This is a genomic window from Halomonas mongoliensis, from assembly GCF_052496345.1.
Genome location: NZ_CP199288.1, coordinates 1984494 through 2000482 on the forward strand (window position 1 = coordinate 1984494; position 15989 = coordinate 2000482).

Here is a 15989-nt window from a genome sequence, read left to right on the forward strand (position 1 = left end):
GCTGCTCATCGAATTAGAGGCGCACCCTCCTTGCACGTAACGGTTCAGTGCCCTGGGCGCGTGGGGGTAGGGAGGTTGGGCCAGCATTGTACAGCCTACCCCGGTCCGGGAATAGCGGATTTACGCTTTCGATGGGCTGTCAACGCGGGCGGGCCGGATCCGGGCGCCGCAGGCCTGCAGGCGCTCGAGCAACTCCCTGAAGGCCTGGTCATCGAGCTCGGGGTCGCAGCCGCCGATGCGTTCGAACCAGCTGCGGGAAAGGCAGAGGCCATCGCCGCTGGGCAGCCGCCGCAGCCTGGCCAGCAGGCGCGCCAGCCGTCCAGCGTGCCGGGTGGGCAGGATCGCGGCGTCGAGCCTGCCGGCGGCGACCTCGGCGGCCAGCCGTGCCAGGGCCTCCGCCCTGGTGGTGTTGCCGATGCCGGGAAACACCAGAATATCGCCGCTACTGCTGGCAATGGCCTCGTTCAGCCGCTGCCCCAGGGGGAGCGGTGCTACCGACACCAGGCGTGCGCCGAAGCGCTGGGCGATGCGTGGCAGCCGCGCATCGCCGGTGTCATCCAGGACCCAGAGAGTAAAGGTGGCTTCGCCTGCCGCCTGCGCCAGCGGTGCCACGACCGCCAGCTGCCGGGGCAGCCTGGCGCCGGCACTGCGTGCGTCGATCAGAATGCAGGCGGTGAAGGTAGCCATGCGAGCTCCGGCAGTTGACCGCGGCGGGGGACGTGGCCGGCGGCCGGGAGTTGCTGCCGGTAGGTTCACGCTGTTGTAATCGAGTGTAGCCCTGAGTGTCCTTGAGTATCAAAAAGTTTGCATATGAAATTGCGTCACCCTGACGTTGCGCAATTCTCGTTCTGCCGGGGCTGAGGCCGGACCATACTCGCCGGCCGGGATCGCGGATGCCCTGCAGCAGTGCATGGAGATCGATTATTGCACCATCCTGGTGCGAAATGGGGGCGAGGGGGACGGTGAGCCGCGAGGCGGCGAAGGGCCTGGTTCAGGGTGGTGCGCTTCCCGGGGGCGTTTTTGTCTTTCAAATCAGCCCTGTGCTGAGGTCCTGTTGCATGTGGGTGCAATTCTGGCATGGGGCGTGCATTGTATTGGGCAGCATCGGGTCATGCCCGGTGATCGTGGGCAGAGTGCCCACGGCATGCTACAACTTCGCAACACCTCAACGCCCCGAGCACCGCTCAACCGGAGGACACCATGTCTGCCAAGACTCTCGCCCTGATTGAAGAACATGACGTCAAGTGGGTCGACCTGCGCTTTACCGATACCCGTGGCAAGGAGCAGCACGTCACCATCCCGGCCCGTGACATCGATGAGGAATTTTTCGAGAACGGCCAGATGTTCGATGGCTCCTCCATCTCCGGCTGGAAGGGCATCAACGAGTCGGACATGATCCTGCGCCCGGAAGATGGCACCGCCTTCCTCGACCCCTTCACCGAGGACTCTACCCTGGTGCTGCGCTGCGACATCATCGAGCCGGCCACCATGCAGGGCTACGAGCGTGACCCGCGCTCCATCGCCAAGCGCGCCGAGGCCTACCTGCAGTCCACCGGCCTGGGCGACACCGCCTTCTTCGGCCCCGAGCCCGAGTTCTTCATCTTCGACGAGGTGCACTGGAAGTCCGATATCGAGGGCTCCATGTACAAGATCACCTCCGAAGAGGGCGCCTGGTCCACCGACCGTCCCATCGAGGGCGGCAACCTGGCCCACCGTCCGCGGGTCAAGGGCGGCTACTTCCCGGTGCCCCCGGTGGACAGCTTCCACGATATCCGCGGCGCCATGTGCAACACCCTGGAGGCGATCGGCCAGACCGTCGAGGTGCACCACCACGAGGTGGCCAACGCCGGCCAGAACGAGATCGGGATCAAGTTCAACACCCTGGTCAAGAAGGCCGACGAGGTCCAGGAGATGAAGTACGTGATCCACAACGTGGCTCACGCCTACGGCAAGACCGCCACCTTCATGCCCAAGCCGCTGGTCGGCGACAACGGCAGCGGCATGCACGTCCACCAGTCCTTCTGGAAGGATGGCAACAACCAGTTCGCGGGCGACGAGTACGCCGGCCTCTCCGAGATGGCCCTCTACTACATCGGCGGCATCATCAAGCACGCTCGTGCCCTGAACGCCTTCGCCAACGCCTCCACCAACTCCTACAAGCGCCTGGTGCCGGGCTTCGAGGCGCCGGTGATGCTGGCCTACTCGGCCCGCAACCGCTCCGCCTCCATCCGCATTCCCTACACCGCCAGCCCCAAGGGCAAGCGCGTCGAGCTCCGCTTCCCGGATCCGACCGCCAACCCCTACCTGTGCTTCGCGGCGATGCTGATGGCCGGCATCGACGGCATCAAGAACAAGATCCACCCCGGCGACGCCATGGACAAGAACCTCTATGACCTGCCGCCGGAAGAGGGCAAGAAGGTGCCGACCGTGGCCCACAGCCTCGACCAGGCCCTGGATGCCCTGGACAAGGATCGCGCCTTCCTGACCGAGGGTGGCGTCTTCACCGACGACATGATCGATGCCTATATCGAGCTGAAGATGGAGGACGTGGAGCGCATCCGCATGACCACTCATCCGATCGAGTTCGACATGTACTACAGCTGCTGATCCTCCTGCGATCCAGCGACGTTGAGAGACGAAAGGGGTTCCGCCATGGCGGAACCCCTTTATCTTGTTCACTATCCAAGGATGAGACCAGATCAAGCTGCCACGCCCGCCGGGCAGGCGGCAGCGCAGGGGAGGAGTCATGCACAAGGTCATGTTGGCACTGGCGGTGGGGCTATCGTTCAGCCTGGCGGCCCAGGCTCAGACGATCTATCGCATCACCGATGCCCAGGGCAACGTGGTGTTTACCGACAACCCCGAGCGAGGCGGCGAGCAGGTGGAGCTGGCGCCGGTGACGGTGGTGCCCTCCAGGGGGGAGGTGCGCACCGGCGAGCCGGCGCCGCGCCTGGAGGGCGGCACCGCGCCGGCCCCCAGCGCCTCGCCGGGCCAGCCCTTCATGCCCTACGACAGCTTCCGGATGCTCTCGCCTACCCATGAGCAGGCCTTCCCGGTGGGGGCGGCGGGCAATGTCCCGGTGGAGCTTGGCATCGAGCCCGAGCTGCGCGAGGACCACCGCGTGCGCCTGCTGGTGAATGGCCAGGTCAGCCAGACGGCCATGCATACCACGGCCTTCATGGTGGCCAACATGAACCCCGGCGAGCATGTGCTGCAGGCGGAGCTGCTGGACGGCAGCGGGGCAGTGCGCCACCGCACCTCGCCGGTCACCGTCTATGTGCACCGGGCCAGCGTCAACCGCCCGGCCGATTAGCTACCCCCTCGCTGGGCACCCTGGCCGTGGTGCCCGGACGGTGGCCCAAGGCCCTGTCGCCCCCCGCATGGCGATGTGCGTCCCCCCTGGCCCTTGAAGCCGGCACCGCCGCCTGCCGAGCCCCCTTCGCCACTGCGCCGGGGCGAGCCTGTCCGCCGGCTGCCCGATGAGGCGCCACCCCTGCGCCGCCAGGAGGCGCGGGACGCCACTCGTCTGAACTGAGATCGGGCAGACGTCGCACCATCCGAGGTCATGGGCGGGTGCAGGCCAGGCGCTTGTGCACTATTTTGGTGCAGTGCCGCCCCCTTATCGCCCGATAAGCCCCGGGGCATGGGCCCGGCCGGCCTGGCGCGCTTCTTGCAGAACATCTCGCAGGAGCCAGGAGATAGCGATGGGCAGCCGTGGAGCCGATATGGCCGATTCGATGTATCAGCGCCTGATGGAGCACCTCACCACCGCCGTGGTGCTGCTCGATGGCGAGCTGAGACTGCAGTGGATGAACCCCGCCGCCGAGGCGCTGTTGGCGATCAGCCTGGGACGCGTGCAGGGGGCAAGGCTCTGCCAGCTGATGGAGAGCGACGACGGGCTCGGCGAGGTGCTCGGCAAGGCCCGTGACGAGTTCCACCCCTTCACCCAGCGGGAGGCGCGCCTGGTGATGCTGGCCGGTGATGCCCTGGTGGTGGACTACACGGTGACGCCGCTCTCCCGGGAGGAGCTGCTGCTGGAGATCGAGCCGCGTGACCGGCTGATGCAGATCTCCCGGGAGGAGGCGCTCCTGACCCGCCAGGAGACCATCAAGGTGCTGACCCGCGGCCTGGCCCACGAGGTAAAGAACCCTCTGGGGGGCATCCGCGGCGCCGCCCAGCTGCTGGAGCGCGACCTCGACGACCCCGGCCAGCGGGAGTTCACCCGCATCATCGTCGAGGAGGTGGACCGGCTGCGCGACCTGGTGGACTCCATGCTCGGCCCCAACCGCATGACCCACCACGAGCCCCTCAATATCCACAAGGTGCTGGAGCGGGTCAGGTCGCTGCTGCTCGCCGAGCATCCCCGGGTCGCCATCGAGCGCGACTATGACCCTAGCCTGCCGGACCTGGCCGGTGACGAGGCGCAGATGATCCAGGCGGTGCTCAACGTGGCCCGCAACGCCGTGGAGGCGATGAGCGAGGCGGGGACGCCGGACCCCCGGCTGGTGCTGCGCACCCGGGCGCGGCGCCAGTTCACCCTGGGGGCCGAGCGCCACCGCCTGGTGTGCGAGGTGGCGCTGGTCGACAACGGCCCCGGGGTCCCCGAGGCGCTGCGCGAGACCCTCTTCTACCCCATGGTCTCCGGCCGCGCCGAGGGCAGCGGCCTGGGGCTCTCCATCGCCCAGGCGATCCTGCACCAGCATCAGGGCCTGATCGAGTGCGACTCCGAGCCCGGCCACACCGAATTCCGACTGCTGATACCCCTGGAGAAGCGCCATGACTGACGTCGCACGCGTGGTGATCGTCGATGACGACCGCGCCATCCGCTGGGTGCTGGAGCGCGCGCTCGCCCAGCCCGACCTGAAGGTGGAGTGCATGGAGCGCGCCGACAGCGCCCTGCAGGGCCTGCTCGACAACCCCCCGGACGTGCTGGTGACCGATATCCGTATGCCCGGCATCGACGGCCTCGACCTGATGGCCCGGGTGCGCGAGGCCCACCCGGACCTGCCGGTGATCGTGATGACCGCTCACTCCGACCTGGACAGCGCCGTGGCCTCCTACCAGGGCGGGGCCTTCGAGTACCTGCCCAAGCCCTTCGACGTCGACGAGGCGCTGGCCCTGGTGCGTCGCGCGGTGGCCCACGCCCGGGAGCGCCAGCGCCCGGTCGTCGTGCCCGAGGGGCTGGATGCCGAGATCATCGGCGAGGCGCCGGCCATGCAGGAGGTGTTCCGCGCCATCGGCCGGCTCTCCCACTCCCATATCACCGTGCTGATCAACGGCGAGTCGGGCACCGGCAAGGAGCGGGTGGCCCGGGCCCTGCATCAGCACAGCCCCAGGGCGGGCCAGCCCTTTATCGCCCTCAACATGGCGGCGATCCCCCGGGACCTGATCGAATCCGAGCTGTTCGGCCACGAGAAGGGTGCCTTTACCGGGGCCACGGCGACCCGCCAGGGGCGCTTCGAGCAGGCCAACGGCGGCACCCTCTTCCTGGACGAGATCGGCGACATGCCCGCCGAGACCCAGACCCGCCTGCTGCGGGTGCTGGCCGACGGGGAGTTCTACCGGGTCGGGGGGCATACGCCGGTCAAGGTGGACGTGCGCATCATCGCCGCCACCCACCAGGACCTGGAGCGCCTGGTGGAGGATGGGCGCTTTCGCGAGGACCTCTTCCACCGACTCAACGTGATCCGCGTGCACCTGCCGAAGCTGGCCGAGCGTCGCGAGGACATTCCGCGGCTGGCCCGCCACTTCCTGGCCGAGGCGGCCAAGGAGCTCGCCACCGATATCAAGGTGCTGACGCCCGAGGCCGAGACCCATCTGACCCGCATGGCCTGGCCCGGCAACGTGCGCCAGCTGGAGAACACCTGCCGCTGGCTGACGGTGATGGCCTCCGGTCGCGAGATCCTGGTGGAGGACCTGCCCCCGGAGCTGCGCGCCGACGACGGCAGCGGGACGGTCAGCGGCGACTGGCGGACGGCCTTCCGAGACTGGGCCGACCGCGCCCTGGCGGCGGGGCACACCCACCTGCTGGAGGAGGCCGTCCCGGATTTCGAACGCATCCTGATCGAGACCGCCCTGCGCCATACCGGCGGGCGCAAGGGCGAAGCCGCCGAGCTGCTGGGCTGGGGCCGCAACACCCTGACCCGCAAGCTCAAGGTGTTGCTGCCGGCGCTGGCGGACGGCGAGTGAGGAGGCCGTCCCGCTTTCCAGAGCCTGCGAACGCATCCTGATCGAGACCGCCCTGCGCCATACCGGCGGGCGCTCTCCACAAGCCCGGCGAAGCCGCCGAGCTGCTGGGCTGGGGGCGCAACACCCTGACCCGTAAGCTCAAGACGCTGCTGCCGGCGCTGGCGGACGGCGAGTGAGGAGACCGTCCCGCTTTCCAGAGCCTGCGAACGCACCCTGATCGAGACCGCCCTGCGCCATACCGGCGGGCGCTCTCCACAAGCCCGGCGAAGCCGCCGAGCTGCTGGGCTGGGGCCGCAACACCCTGACCCGTAAGCTCAAGGTATTGCTGCCGGCGCTGGCGGACGGCGAGTGAGTCAGCTTAGGAGTCGGCGCGCCAGCAGCCGCTGCATGTCACGGCGGCTGTGGGCAATCAGGTAGACGATGAGTCGCTCGCGATGCTGACGATAGAGGATGCGTACCGGCGGCTCGATGACCTGGCGATAGTCCCGGATACCCAGCTCCAGCAGCTCACGGGGATGGCTGCCGCGCTCGGGGTGCTGCCCCAGCGACATGATGCGCGCCTCGATGGCGGCGAGAAGCCGCTCGGCCGCAGGGGGCGAGTCTTCGGCAATGAAGTCGTAGAGCTCGCGAAGGTCCTCGAAGGCCGAGGCAGTGAGTTCGACCTGCAGCGCCACCGCTAGCGCTCTCCTCGGCGCAACTGGTTGAAACACTCGGCCGCATCCAGCGTCTTGCCCTGCTCGACCTCCTGGCTGCCAAGCGCCAGGATCTTGAGCAGTGCCAGTGTCTCCTGGGTCTGCTCATAGCTCCTGATGTCCTGCACGACCATCTTGGCCTCGCCGTTCTGAGTGATCACCATGGGCTCGCGCAGCTCGTTGAGCGTCCGGGAAATTTCGGCGGCATTCGCCTTCAGGTAACTGATCGGCTTGATGTTCTCTGAGTACTTCATGGCGTTCGGTTCCGCATGGGTATGTGGACTGAATTTAGTCCGGATTTGGTGCCGCGGCAACCGGGGACTGGGCCAACGACGTGCGCCAGGGCTGGGCGGCGGCGGCCGGGGCTGCCAGAATGGGGCTCTCAAGGAGAGCATGCCCATGACGCAGATGAGCTGGGAGCGGCTGCTGGACCCGAGCCGCCTGCACGACCGGCGCGAGGAGCGCCCCGGCGGGGAGCGCGACGAGATCGGCCGCAGCCCCTTCCACAAGGATCACGACCGCATCGTCTTCGCCGGCTCCTTCCGGCGCCTGGGGCGCAAGACCCAGGTGCACCCCCTGACCGACAACGACCATATCCACACCCGCCTGACCCACTCCCTGGAGGTGGGCTGCGTGGGGCGCTCCCTGGGGATGATCGTCGGCGAGCGGCTCAGCGGCCGTCTGCCGGCCTGGATCACCCCGGCGGATCTCGGCGTGATCGTCCAGGCCGCCTGCCTGGGCCACGATATCGGCAACCCGCCCTTCGGCCACGCCGGCGAATATGCCATCCGCGACTGGTTCGCCCGGGCCGAAAGCGACGGCAGCGGCCTGCTGGAGGGGCTCTCGCCCCTCGAGAAGCAGGACCTGCTTACCTATGAGGGCAACGCCCAGGGTTTTCGCATCGTCACCCAGGTGGAGTACAACCAGTTCCGCGGCGGCATGCGGCTGACCACGGCGACGCTGGGCACCATGCTCAAGTACCCCTGGACCGTGGAGCACGGCGGGGCGGCCGGCAAGTTCGGCTGCTATCAGAGCGAGCGCCATCTGCTGGCCGAGGTGGCCGAGCGCCTGGGACTGCTGCCCAACGGGCCGCAGCGCTGGTGCCGCCATCCGCTGGCCTGGCTGGTGGAGGCCGCCGATGACATCTGCTACGCCCTGCTCGATCTGGAGGATGGCCTAGAGATGGGGATCCTGCGCTTCGATGAAGTGGCCGAGATCCTGACCCAGATCGCCGGCGGCGCCCCCGCCGACTACGCCGCCATGCAGCGCCACCGGGTCTCCCAGCGGCGGCGCATCGCCGCCCTGCGCGGGGCGGCCATGGAGCGGGCGGTGAACGACGTCGGCGCGGTCTTCGTGCAGCACGAGGGGGAGCTGTTGAGCGGACGGCTGCGCCAGGACCTGCTCGAGCTCTGCCATCCCGATCTGGACTGGGGGGTCAAGGCGGCCAAGCAGCTCGCCCGGGAACGCATCTTCCAGAACGAGCGCAAGGCGAAGCTGGAGATCGGGGCCTATACGACGCTCGGGATCCTGCTCGAGGCCTTTATCGGTGCGGCCCACGAGCTGCACCACAGCGGCCGCTCCACCTTCAAGCACCAGCGGGTACTGGCGCTGATCGGCGAGAACACGCCGCGCCCCTCCTGGAGCCTCTATGACAGCTACCGGCGCATGCTCGACTTCATCGGCGGCATGACCGACCACTATGCGGTGGACCTGGCTCAGGAGATGGGCGGCCGGCTCAGGGGGGACTGAGCCGGCGAGGGCGGCTCAGTCCCGTTCGGGCAGGCGCTCGAGGCGGGCGGCCCGCTCCAGCAGCACGCCGATCACGGCGTCGTGGGTCTCGTTGTCGAACTCGCCGGGGCAGAGCGCGGCGAGCTGAGCGGCCAGCCCCTGGCCGCTGACCACCAGTAGATCCTCGGGGCCCTGGCGGGCATCGACATCCCAGCCGGGCAGGGTCAGCACCCCCATGACCGGCACCTCGCGCCTGGTCAGTTCGGAGAGCCAGCCGGCCATCCACTGGGCCAGCTCGCGGGTCTTCTCCAGGGGAGCGTGCTCGCTCCAGCCGGGGAAGCGCAGCCGCTCCCGCTCCACCGTGACCAGGTTGATCTCCTTGCCCGACGGGGTGAAGGGGCGAGTGCGGGCACGGGTCTCCACCACGAAGACGCCGCAGGGGGTCACCACCACATGGTCGATGCGGGTGCCCCGGGCGGGCACATCGTGGAAGACGTAGTAGGGGTGCGCCTCGGGGCGGATCAGGCGTTCGAGCTCCTGGCCCACCGCCAGCTCGCAGGCGAGCCCCAGCTTCAGGCGGCGGATACGCTGGAAGTCGCGCATCAGCAGGAAGCAGAAGAGCAGCACCAGCAGGGTGCTGAGCATCCCGTAGAGCCCCCACTCGATCCAGTCCTGATCGCTGGCAAAGAGCATGCGCCCCATGCCGTAGACCAGCGGGGCCAGGGTGGCGATGGGCCCCAGGGCGCCGTTGAGGAAGAGGCCGGCGAAGGCGCCGTCGAGGCGGTCGCGCAGCCCCTGGCCGGGTTCTCGCAGCGGATGGGCATCGAAGGGGGAGCGCACCCGGGCGTCATGGAGGTTGCGCAGGGCCACCACGATCACCGCCAGGGCGGCGAGGGGAAAGAGAAAGATCAGGGGAAGCAGGTATTCCAGCCAGGCCATCGGGGGTTCCTTGCCCATCTGTGGGAGAGGCGGAGTCTGCGGCCATTCTAGACAACCTTGCCCCCACGGGGCCATTCTCTTTCACTCGGTGAGCGGCGAGGAGAGGCGCGTGGAGCAGCCGGTGACACTGGAATCGCGACAGTTCGAGGCCCTGGCGGGCTTTGCCCGGCGCCATGCGCGCCTGGCGGTATTGACCGGGGCGGGCATCAGCACCGCCAGCGGGATTCCCGACTACCGGGATGCCGCCGGCGCCTGGAAGCGCTCGCCGCCCATGCAGCATCAGCAGTTCATGGGCAGCCAGGCGGCGCGCCAGCGCTACTGGGCGCGGGCCCTGGCGGGCTTTCGGGTGCTCGGTGAGGCGCGCCCCAATCCCGCCCACCGGCGGCTGGCCGAGCTGGAGGCGCTGGGCCGGGTGGCGGGGATCATCACCCAGAACGTCGACGGCCTGCACCAGCGGGCCGGCTCCCGGCGGGTGATCGATCTGCACGGCCGGGCCGACCGGGTGCGCTGCATGGGCTGCGGCGCCAACCGCATGCGCCACGACCTGCACGCCGAGCTGGCGCGGCTCAACCCGCGCTGGGCCGAGGTGTCGGCCCGGGCCGCGCCGGACGGCGACGCCGACCTGGAGGCGGACTTCTCCGACTTCCGGGTGCCCGACTGTAGCCGCTGCGGGCACGGCATCTGGAAGCCCGACGTGGTCTTCTTCGGTGACAGCGTGCCCCGGGAGAGCGTGGCGCGGGCCTTTGGCCTGCTCGAGAGGAGCGATGCGCTGCTGGTGGTGGGCTCCTCGCTGATGGTCTATTCGGGATTCCGCTTCGCTCGGGCGGCTGCCCGGGAGGGCAAGCCCATTGCCTGCTTCAACCTCGGCCGCACCCGCGCCGACGACCTCTACGCCCTCAAGGTGGAGGCGCCGGTGGAGGCCTCCCTGGCGGCGCTGCGGGCCCTCTGTGAAGGCGGTGCCTGAGGCCTCTCAGCCGCCGGCCAGCTTGACGGTATAGCCGCGCTTCTCCAGCTCCGCCTTGAGCCGCTCGCGCTGGTCGCCCTGGATCTCGATCACCCCCTCCTTCACGGCGCCGCCGGTGCCGCACACCTTCTTCAGCTGCTTGGCCAGGACCTTGAGCTCCGCCTCGGGGAGCGGCACGCCGGTGACCGTGGTGACCCCCTTGCCCTTGCGGCCGCTGGTTTCCCGGCGCAGGCGCACGATACCGTCGAGCTCGGCCAGCCGGGCCTGTTCGGCGAGTTCGGCGCAGCGGCAGGCGGCCACCGGCTCGCGGCAGTCGGGGCAGAGCTCCCCGTGCTCGGTGGAGTAGACGAGGCCGCGTAGCTGATCCTGCAGAGAAGGCATGAGAAGACTCCCGAAAGGGTGAATGAGGTGTCGGGGCGATGATAGCGCCGGCGGGCGCCGGCTGCATGGGCTTCAGCGCCCGGCGGCGCGGGCCAGGACCGGCTCCATGACCACCCGGGCCACCACGGCGGGCAGCTGGAACATGCTGGTGATCATGATGGCGCCCTCCGGCGTCTCCTCCACGTCGGGGTAGCGATTGAGGTGCACCACGCGCATGCCGGCCGCCAAAGCCGCCTTGACGCCCACCACCGAGTCCTCGATGGCCAGGCACTGCTCCGGTGAATAGCCCAGGGCGCTGGCGGCATAGCGATAGAGGCAGGGGTCGGGCTTCCAGCAGTTGGCGGTATAGGCGCTGAAGAGGCGGTCGCCGAAGAGGGTATCCAGGCCGGTGGCGCCGAGGGAGGTGCGGATCTTGCTCTCGGGACCGTTGGAGACCACGCCCATGGGGTAGTCGGCCAGGGCGGCCAGGGCTTCGCTGGCGCCCTCGATGGGGGTGAGCTCGGTAGCCAGGCGGCGGTTCAGGTTGGCGCGCATGGTCGCCTCCAGGGGCTCCAGCGCCGCCGGGTCGACGCTGCCGTGGCGGTTCTCCAGGGCGGCGACGATGCGCCGGAAGCGTGCCCCGCGAAACTCACCCACGTAGTCGCTGGCCTGGAAGGGCAGGCCCACGGCGTTGAGCGCCGTGGCCATTTCGTCGGCGAGCAGCGGCTCGCTGTCGACCAGGGTGCCGTCGCAGTCGAAGAGCAGACAGAGGGGGCGGCCCATCACCTAACCTCGCGGGAAATTGCCGAGCGTGATCATGTGAATATTAAAGCCTAGTTTCAGGTTTTTGTGAACACTGTTTCCGTTGTTGGAGCCGTAGGGAGGCAGAGATGCTTCATCGGGCCCTTCGGGGCCGGCGGGCTGTGTCGGCGGGCCCCATGTGTCAGATTTTACCACCCCGGTGCGGCGTCCGGAGCGAGCCTTTCGGCCGGCGGGGACTATTTCAACATTATGATTTTAATGTATTTTTCGTTTTCATGGCACGGCTTGGCCCGGCTTCTGCAGCTCTCTGGGCGAGCAGGACCCGGTGGCGCAGGACGACAGGCTCGCCGCCGGTACAGGAAGCCAGGAGGCTTCATTTCAGGAAACTCAGGTTCAGACCCCACAGGAGGCGCGAACATGATGTCCAAGGAATTTCTCAAGAAGCTCGGTATCTTCGGTATCACCGTTGGCCTGACCGCAAGCCCGCTGGCCTTCGGCTTCGGCGAGCAGCCCGATGAGCCCCAGGAGCCTGCGCCGCATGAGGAGCCGGCCCCGGATGAGAACTGGGGCGGTGCCGGCACCGACGACCCCTTCGCGGGCACTGAGGCCGAAGGCTCCGACTACGAGACCGAGTACGAGAACGAGGAAGAGGAGTGGACCTTCGACGAAGAGGAAGAAGAGGAGGAGCAGGAGTGGGAGACCCCTGACGAGGACGAGGAATCCACCTGGTAATCGCCTCGCCACTCCCCTCCGAGGAAGCCGCTTCCTCACTGCCGCCCCCGGCCCTGGCCGGGGGCGTCGTCGTTGGTGGGAGGCGGCTGGGTACGGAAACGACGAGGGGCGGCCCGGTGGGCCGCCCCTTGCGGTGCTCGCCTGCCGCGGCGGGCAGGCGTCGGCGCCTTACTTCACCTTGGGCGCCAGCTCGCCGCTCTCGTAGCGGGCGACCATGGCTTCCAGGCTGATCGGCCTGATCTTCGAGGCGTGGCCGGCGGTGCCGAAGGCCTCGTAGCGGGCGATGCAGACGTCGCGCATGGCGGAGACGGTCTCCTTGAGGAACTTGCGCGGGTCGAACTCGCTGGGGTTCTCGGCCAGGAAGCGACGCACCGCCCCGGTGGAGGCCAGGCGCAGGTCGGTGTCGATGTTGACCTTGCGCACGCCGTGCTTGATACCCTCGACGATCTCCTCCACCGGCACGCCGTAGGTCTCGGGGATCTCGCCGCCATAGCGGTTGATCACCTCGAGCCACTCCTGGGGCACCGAGGAGGAGCCATGCATCACCAGGTGGGTGTCGGGGATGCGGGCGTGGATCTCCTTGATGCGCTGGATGGAGAGGGTGTCGCCGGTGGGCGGCTTGGTGAACTTGTAGGCGCCGTGGCTGGTGCCGATGGCAATGGCCAGGGCATCCACGCCGGTGGCCTTGACGAACTCGGCGGCCTCCTCCGGGTCGGTGAGCAGCTGCTCCATGTCCAGCTTGCCCTCGGCGCCGATGCCGTCCTCTTCGCCGGCCATGCCGGTCTCCAGGGAGCCCAGGCAGCCCAGCTCGCCCTCCACGGAGACGCCACAGGCGTGGGCCATCTCCACGGTGCGACGGGTGACGTCGACGTTGTAGTCGTAGTCCATCGGGGTCTTGCCGTCCTCGCCCAGGGAGCCGTCCATCATCACCGAGGAGAAGCCCAGCTGGATGGAGCGCTGGCACACCGCGGGGCTGGTGCCATGGTCCTGGTGCATGCAGACCGGGATATGCGGGAACTCCTCCACCGCGGCCAGGATCAGGTGGCGCAGGAAGGGGGCGCCGGCGTACTTGCGGGCGCCGGCGGAGGCCTGGACGATCACCGGGGAGTCGGTGCGATCGGCGGCTTCCATGATGGCGCGCATCTGCTCGAGGTTGTTGACGTTGAAGGCCGGAACGCCGTAGCCGTACTCGGCGGCGTGGTCCAGCATCTGGCGCATGCTGATCAGTGCCATGGTGTCACCTTTTTGCGTGGCCGCGGCGCCCGGGGCGCCGCGAGTCGGTCGTTGGGGAGATGGGGTAATGAGTGCCTGGAGTCTATCAGGCCCGCTCGGCGGCTGCCTCGAGGGCGGCCACTGCCGGCAGGGTCTTGCCCTCCACGTACTCGAGGAAGGCGCCGCCGCCGGTGGAGATGTAGGAGACCCGGTCCGCGATGCCGTACTTGTCGATGGCGGCCAGGGTGTCGCCGCCGCCGGCGATGGAGAAGGCCGGGCTCTCGGCGATGGCCCGGGAGATCACCTCGGTGCCGTGGCCGAACTGGTCGATCTCGAACACGCCCACGGGGCCGTTCCAGAGTATGGTGCCGGCGTCCTTGAGCATGGCGGCCAGGCGCGTGGCGCTCTCGGGGCCGATGTCGAGGATCATCTCGTCGTCGCTCACCTGGTCCACCGGCTTGACCACGGCCTCGGCGGCGTCGGAGAACTCGGTGGCCACCACCACGTCGGTGGGCAGCGGGATCTCGACCCTTGCCATCAGGGCCTTGGCCTGGTCGATCAGATCGGCCTCATGCAGCGACTTGCCGACGTTGTGGCCCGCCGCGGCGATAAAGGTATTGGCGATGCCGCCGCCGACGATCAGCTGGTCGCACTTCTCGGAGAGGGCGTTGAGCACGTCGAGCTTGGTGGAGACCTTGGAGCCGCCGACGATGGCGGTCATGGGCCGGGCCGGGGTGGCCAGCGCCTTCTCCAGGGCGTCGAGTTCCGCGGCCAGCAGGGGGCCGGCGCAGGCCACCGGCGCAAAGCGCGCCACCCCGTGGGTGGAGGCCTGGGCGCGGTGGGCGGTACCGAAGGCGTCCATCACGAAGATATCGCACAGGTCGGCGTACTGCCGGGCCAGGGTCTCCTCATCCTTCTTCTCGCCGGCGTTGAAGCGCACGTTCTCGAGCAGCACCACCTCGCCGTCGGCCAGGTCCAGCGCCACGTCGAGGTACTTCTTGACCAGGGACACCGGACGGCCCAGCAGCTCGCCCAGGTGCTCGGCCACCGGCGCCAGGGAGAACTCCTCGGCGGGCTCGCCCTCGGTGGGGCGGCCCAGGTGGCTCATCAGCATCACCTTGGCGCCGGCATCCCGGGCGGCCTGAATGGTGGGCAGCGCCGCGCGCAGGCGGGCGTCGCTGGTCACCTTGCCGTGCTTGACGGGCACGTTCAGGTCCTCGCGGATCAGCACGCGCTGGCCGCTGAGGTCGAGGTCGGTCATCTTGCGCACGTTCATCGGGGCGTGTTCCTCATCTGAGCAAACGAAAAGCGGTCAAGGGGTGTCGAGGGGCAGGGCGGCCAGGCGCCGGCCGACGTCGAGCATGCGGTTGGCGAATCCCCACTCGTTGTCGAACCAGCACAGCAGCTTGAGCAGGCGGCCGCCGGCCACCCGGGTCTGGGTGGCGTCCACGATACCGGAGCGCGGATCGTGGTTGAAGTCGACCGAGGCCATAGGCTCCTCGGTGTAGCCGAGCAGCCCGGCCAGGCGGCCGCGGCTCGCCTCGGCGAGCAGGGCGTTGACCTCGGCGGCGCTGGTCTCCCGGCGCACCGTGAGGCTGATATCCATGGCCGAGACGTTGATGGTCGGCACCCGGACATGGAGGCACTCGAAGCGCCCGGCCAGGTGGGGCACCAGGCGGTTGATGCCCAGGGCCAGGCCGGTATCCACCGGCACGATGGAGTGCATCGCCGAGCGGGTCAGGCGGAGATCGGTCTGGTGGTAGGCGTCGATCACCGGCTGGTCGTTCATGGCCGAGTGGATGGTAGTGGTGACGCCGTGCTCGATGCCCAGGGCCTCGTCCAGCACGGTGAGCACCGGCACCAGGCAGTTGGTGGTGCAGGAGGCGGCCGAGACGATGCGGTGGGAGGCGGCCAGGTCGCCGTCGTTGATGCCGGTGACGATGGTGGCGTCCACGTCGCTCTCCGCCGGCTGGGAGAAGAGCAGGCGGCCGGCGCCGGCCGCCAGGTGGCGGGATGCCGTGGCGCGATCCTTGAAGCTGCCGGAGCACTCCAGCACCAGGTCGATGCCCAGCTCCCGCCAGGGCAGGTGCTCGGGGTCGGATTCGGAGAGCACCCGGATGGGGTGGCCATCGATGACCAGGCGACCGTCACCCGTCTCCACCTCGCCGGGGAAGCGGCCGTGGGTGGTGTCATAGCGAGTCAGGTAGGCGATGGTATCGAGATCCGAGAGCTCGTTGATGGCGACGATCTCCAGCGACGCAGCGCTCTCGCCGATCGCTCTGCCCCGCTGCCGTGTGGCTCTCTGCTGTTCGGCCCTCTGTTCTTCAAACAGGGCACGCAGCACGCACTGGCCGATGCGGCCGTAACCGTTGATGGCGATGCGGTAGGCCATGGCGGTGGTGGGGGCTCCA

18 protein-coding genes are annotated in these 15989 nt (G+C 68.6%); 9 read left to right on the plus strand and 9 right to left on the minus strand.

Annotated elements, in window-relative coordinates:
• Positions 1-120 precede the first annotated feature (120 nt).
• On the minus strand, positions 121-687 hold the full coding sequence (locus tag ACRYRV_RS09345) for a hypothetical protein (RefSeq protein WP_444985310.1): 567 nt from the start codon (positions 685-687) through the stop codon (positions 121-123).
• Between the two features lie 513 nt (positions 688-1200).
• Between ACRYRV_RS09345 and glnA the strand changes: the two genes are divergently transcribed.
• From glnA to ACRYRV_RS09375, 6 genes are all read left to right on the plus strand, one after another.
• Entirely contained in the window at positions 1201-2607 is a 1407-nt protein-coding gene (gene glnA, locus ACRYRV_RS09350) for a glutamate--ammonia ligase (protein ID WP_444985309.1), read from the plus strand.
• A gap of 139 nt (positions 2608-2746) precedes the next feature.
• A complete protein-coding gene (locus tag ACRYRV_RS09355; protein WP_444985308.1) occupies positions 2747-3313 on the plus strand; it encodes a DUF4124 domain-containing protein in 567 nt (188 codons plus the stop codon).
• 424 nt (positions 3314-3737) lie between these two features.
• Positions 3738-4784 carry a nitrogen regulation protein NR(II) gene (glnL, locus tag ACRYRV_RS09360; protein ID WP_444986179.1) on the plus strand — a complete coding sequence of 349 codons (1047 nt, stop codon included), beginning with the start codon at positions 3738-3740 and terminating at the stop codon, positions 4782-4784.
• Positions 4777-6189: a nitrogen regulation protein NR(I) gene (glnG, locus tag ACRYRV_RS09365; protein WP_444985307.1), complete on the plus strand. Its 1413-nt coding sequence runs from the start codon at positions 4777-4779 to the stop codon at positions 6187-6189. The genes glnL and glnG overlap by 8 nt, the downstream gene beginning before the upstream one ends.
• A 104-nt stretch (positions 6190-6293) precedes the next feature.
• Positions 6294-6365: a hypothetical protein gene (locus tag ACRYRV_RS09370; protein WP_445005985.1), complete on the plus strand. Its 72-nt coding sequence runs from the start codon at positions 6294-6296 to the stop codon at positions 6363-6365.
• A 104-nt stretch (positions 6366-6469) separates the two neighbouring features.
• On the plus strand, positions 6470-6541 hold the full coding sequence (locus ACRYRV_RS09375; protein ID WP_444989518.1) for a hypothetical protein: 72 nt from the start codon (positions 6470-6472) through the stop codon (positions 6539-6541).
• A gap of 1 nt (position 6542) precedes the next feature.
• Here ACRYRV_RS09375 and ACRYRV_RS09380 read toward each other — a convergent pair whose 3' ends face one another.
• Positions 6543-6863: a type II toxin-antitoxin system RelE/ParE family toxin gene (locus ACRYRV_RS09380; RefSeq protein WP_309636711.1), complete on the minus strand. Its 321-nt coding sequence runs from the start codon at positions 6861-6863 to the stop codon at positions 6543-6545.
• 2 nt (positions 6864-6865) lie between these two features.
• Entirely contained in the window at positions 6866-7135 is a 270-nt protein-coding gene (locus ACRYRV_RS09385) for a type II toxin-antitoxin system Phd/YefM family antitoxin (protein ID WP_253446519.1), read from the minus strand.
• A gap of 145 nt (positions 7136-7280) precedes the next feature.
• On the opposite strand from ACRYRV_RS09385, the gene ACRYRV_RS09390 reads away from it, so the two are divergent.
• Complete coding sequence (locus ACRYRV_RS09390; protein ID WP_253446516.1) at positions 7281-8630, plus strand: deoxyguanosinetriphosphate triphosphohydrolase; 1350 nt, start codon at positions 7281-7283, stop codon at positions 8628-8630.
• Positions 8631-8645: 15 nt separating this feature from the next.
• On the opposite strand, the gene ACRYRV_RS09395 is transcribed toward ACRYRV_RS09390, so the two are convergent.
• Complete coding sequence (locus ACRYRV_RS09395; RefSeq protein ID WP_253446513.1) at positions 8646-9548, minus strand: nuclease-related domain-containing protein; 903 nt, start codon at positions 9546-9548, stop codon at positions 8646-8648.
• Between the two features lie 121 nt (positions 9549-9669).
• Between ACRYRV_RS09395 and ACRYRV_RS09400 the strand changes: the two genes are divergently transcribed.
• Positions 9670-10512, plus strand: a complete 843-nt coding sequence (locus ACRYRV_RS09400) for an NAD-dependent protein deacetylase (RefSeq protein WP_444985306.1) — start codon at positions 9670-9672, stop codon at positions 10510-10512.
• 6 nt (positions 10513-10518) lie between these two features.
• On the opposite strand, the gene ACRYRV_RS09405 is transcribed toward ACRYRV_RS09400, so the two are convergent.
• Positions 10519-10893, minus strand: coding sequence for a translation initiation factor Sui1 (locus ACRYRV_RS09405; protein ID WP_253446507.1), 375 nt, complete (start codon positions 10891-10893; stop codon positions 10519-10521).
• A gap of 72 nt (positions 10894-10965) precedes the next feature.
• Positions 10966-11655, minus strand: coding sequence for an HAD family hydrolase (locus ACRYRV_RS09410; RefSeq protein ID WP_253446504.1), 690 nt, complete (start codon positions 11653-11655; stop codon positions 10966-10968).
• Positions 11656-12051: 396 nt separating this feature from the next.
• Between ACRYRV_RS09410 and ACRYRV_RS09415 the strand changes: the two genes are divergently transcribed.
• The gene (locus tag ACRYRV_RS09415; RefSeq protein ID WP_444985305.1) at positions 12052-12366 is read left to right on the plus strand and encodes a hypothetical protein; all 315 of its coding nucleotides are present in this window, start codon (positions 12052-12054) and stop codon (positions 12364-12366) included.
• Between the two features lie 168 nt (positions 12367-12534).
• On the opposite strand, the gene fba is transcribed toward ACRYRV_RS09415, so the two are convergent.
• The 3 genes from fba to ACRYRV_RS09430 form a co-directional block, all read right to left on the minus strand.
• Positions 12535-13599: a class II fructose-bisphosphate aldolase gene (gene fba, locus ACRYRV_RS09420; RefSeq protein ID WP_253446498.1), complete on the minus strand. Its 1065-nt coding sequence runs from the start codon at positions 13597-13599 to the stop codon at positions 12535-12537.
• An 85-nt stretch (positions 13600-13684) separates the two neighbouring features.
• Positions 13685-14854 (minus strand): phosphoglycerate kinase, encoded by a 1170-nt coding sequence (locus ACRYRV_RS09425; RefSeq protein ID WP_444985304.1) that lies wholly within the window; start codon positions 14852-14854, stop codon positions 13685-13687.
• A 36-nt stretch (positions 14855-14890) separates the two neighbouring features.
• Positions 14891-15970 carry a type I glyceraldehyde-3-phosphate dehydrogenase gene (locus tag ACRYRV_RS09430; RefSeq protein ID WP_444985303.1) on the minus strand — a complete coding sequence of 360 codons (1080 nt, stop codon included), beginning with the start codon at positions 15968-15970 and terminating at the stop codon, positions 14891-14893.
• Positions 15971-15989: the final 19 nt, after the last annotated feature.

Bases quoted from the DNA above. Each gene is read 5' to 3' on its own strand.
- ACRYRV_RS09345 (WP_444985310.1), bottom strand. From the start codon at position 687: ATGGCTACCTTCACCGCCTGCATTCTGATCGACGCACGCAGTGCCGGC.
- glnA (WP_444985309.1), top strand. From the start codon at position 1,201: ATGTCTGCCAAGACTCTCGCCCTGATTGAAGAACATGACGTCAAGTGG.
- ACRYRV_RS09355 (WP_444985308.1), top strand. From the start codon at position 2,747: ATGCACAAGGTCATGTTGGCACTGGCGGTGGGGCTATCGTTCAGCCTG.
- glnL (WP_444986179.1), top strand. From the start codon at position 3,738: ATGTATCAGCGCCTGATGGAGCACCTCACCACCGCCGTGGTGCTGCTC.
- glnG (WP_444985307.1), top strand. From the start codon at position 4,777: ATGACTGACGTCGCACGCGTGGTGATCGTCGATGACGACCGCGCCATC.
- ACRYRV_RS09385 (WP_253446519.1), bottom strand. From the start codon at position 7,135: ATGAAGTACTCAGAGAACATCAAGCCGATCAGTTACCTGAAGGCGAAT.
- ACRYRV_RS09390 (WP_253446516.1), top strand. From the start codon at position 7,281: ATGACGCAGATGAGCTGGGAGCGGCTGCTGGACCCGAGCCGCCTGCAC.
- ACRYRV_RS09395 (WP_253446513.1), bottom strand. From the start codon at position 9,548: ATGGCCTGGCTGGAATACCTGCTTCCCCTGATCTTTCTCTTTCCCCTC.
- ACRYRV_RS09405 (WP_253446507.1), bottom strand. From the start codon at position 10,893: ATGCCTTCTCTGCAGGATCAGCTACGCGGCCTCGTCTACTCCACCGAG.
- ACRYRV_RS09410 (WP_253446504.1), bottom strand. From the start codon at position 11,655: ATGGGCCGCCCCCTCTGTCTGCTCTTCGACTGCGACGGCACCCTGGTC.
- ACRYRV_RS09415 (WP_444985305.1), top strand. From the start codon at position 12,052: ATGATGTCCAAGGAATTTCTCAAGAAGCTCGGTATCTTCGGTATCACC.
- fba (WP_253446498.1), bottom strand. From the start codon at position 13,599: ATGGCACTGATCAGCATGCGCCAGATGCTGGACCACGCCGCCGAGTAC.
- ACRYRV_RS09425 (WP_444985304.1), bottom strand. From the start codon at position 14,854: ATGAACGTGCGCAAGATGACCGACCTCGACCTCAGCGGCCAGCGCGTG.
- ACRYRV_RS09430 (WP_444985303.1), bottom strand. From the start codon at position 15,970: ATGGCCTACCGCATCGCCATCAACGGTTACGGCCGCATCGGCCAGTGC.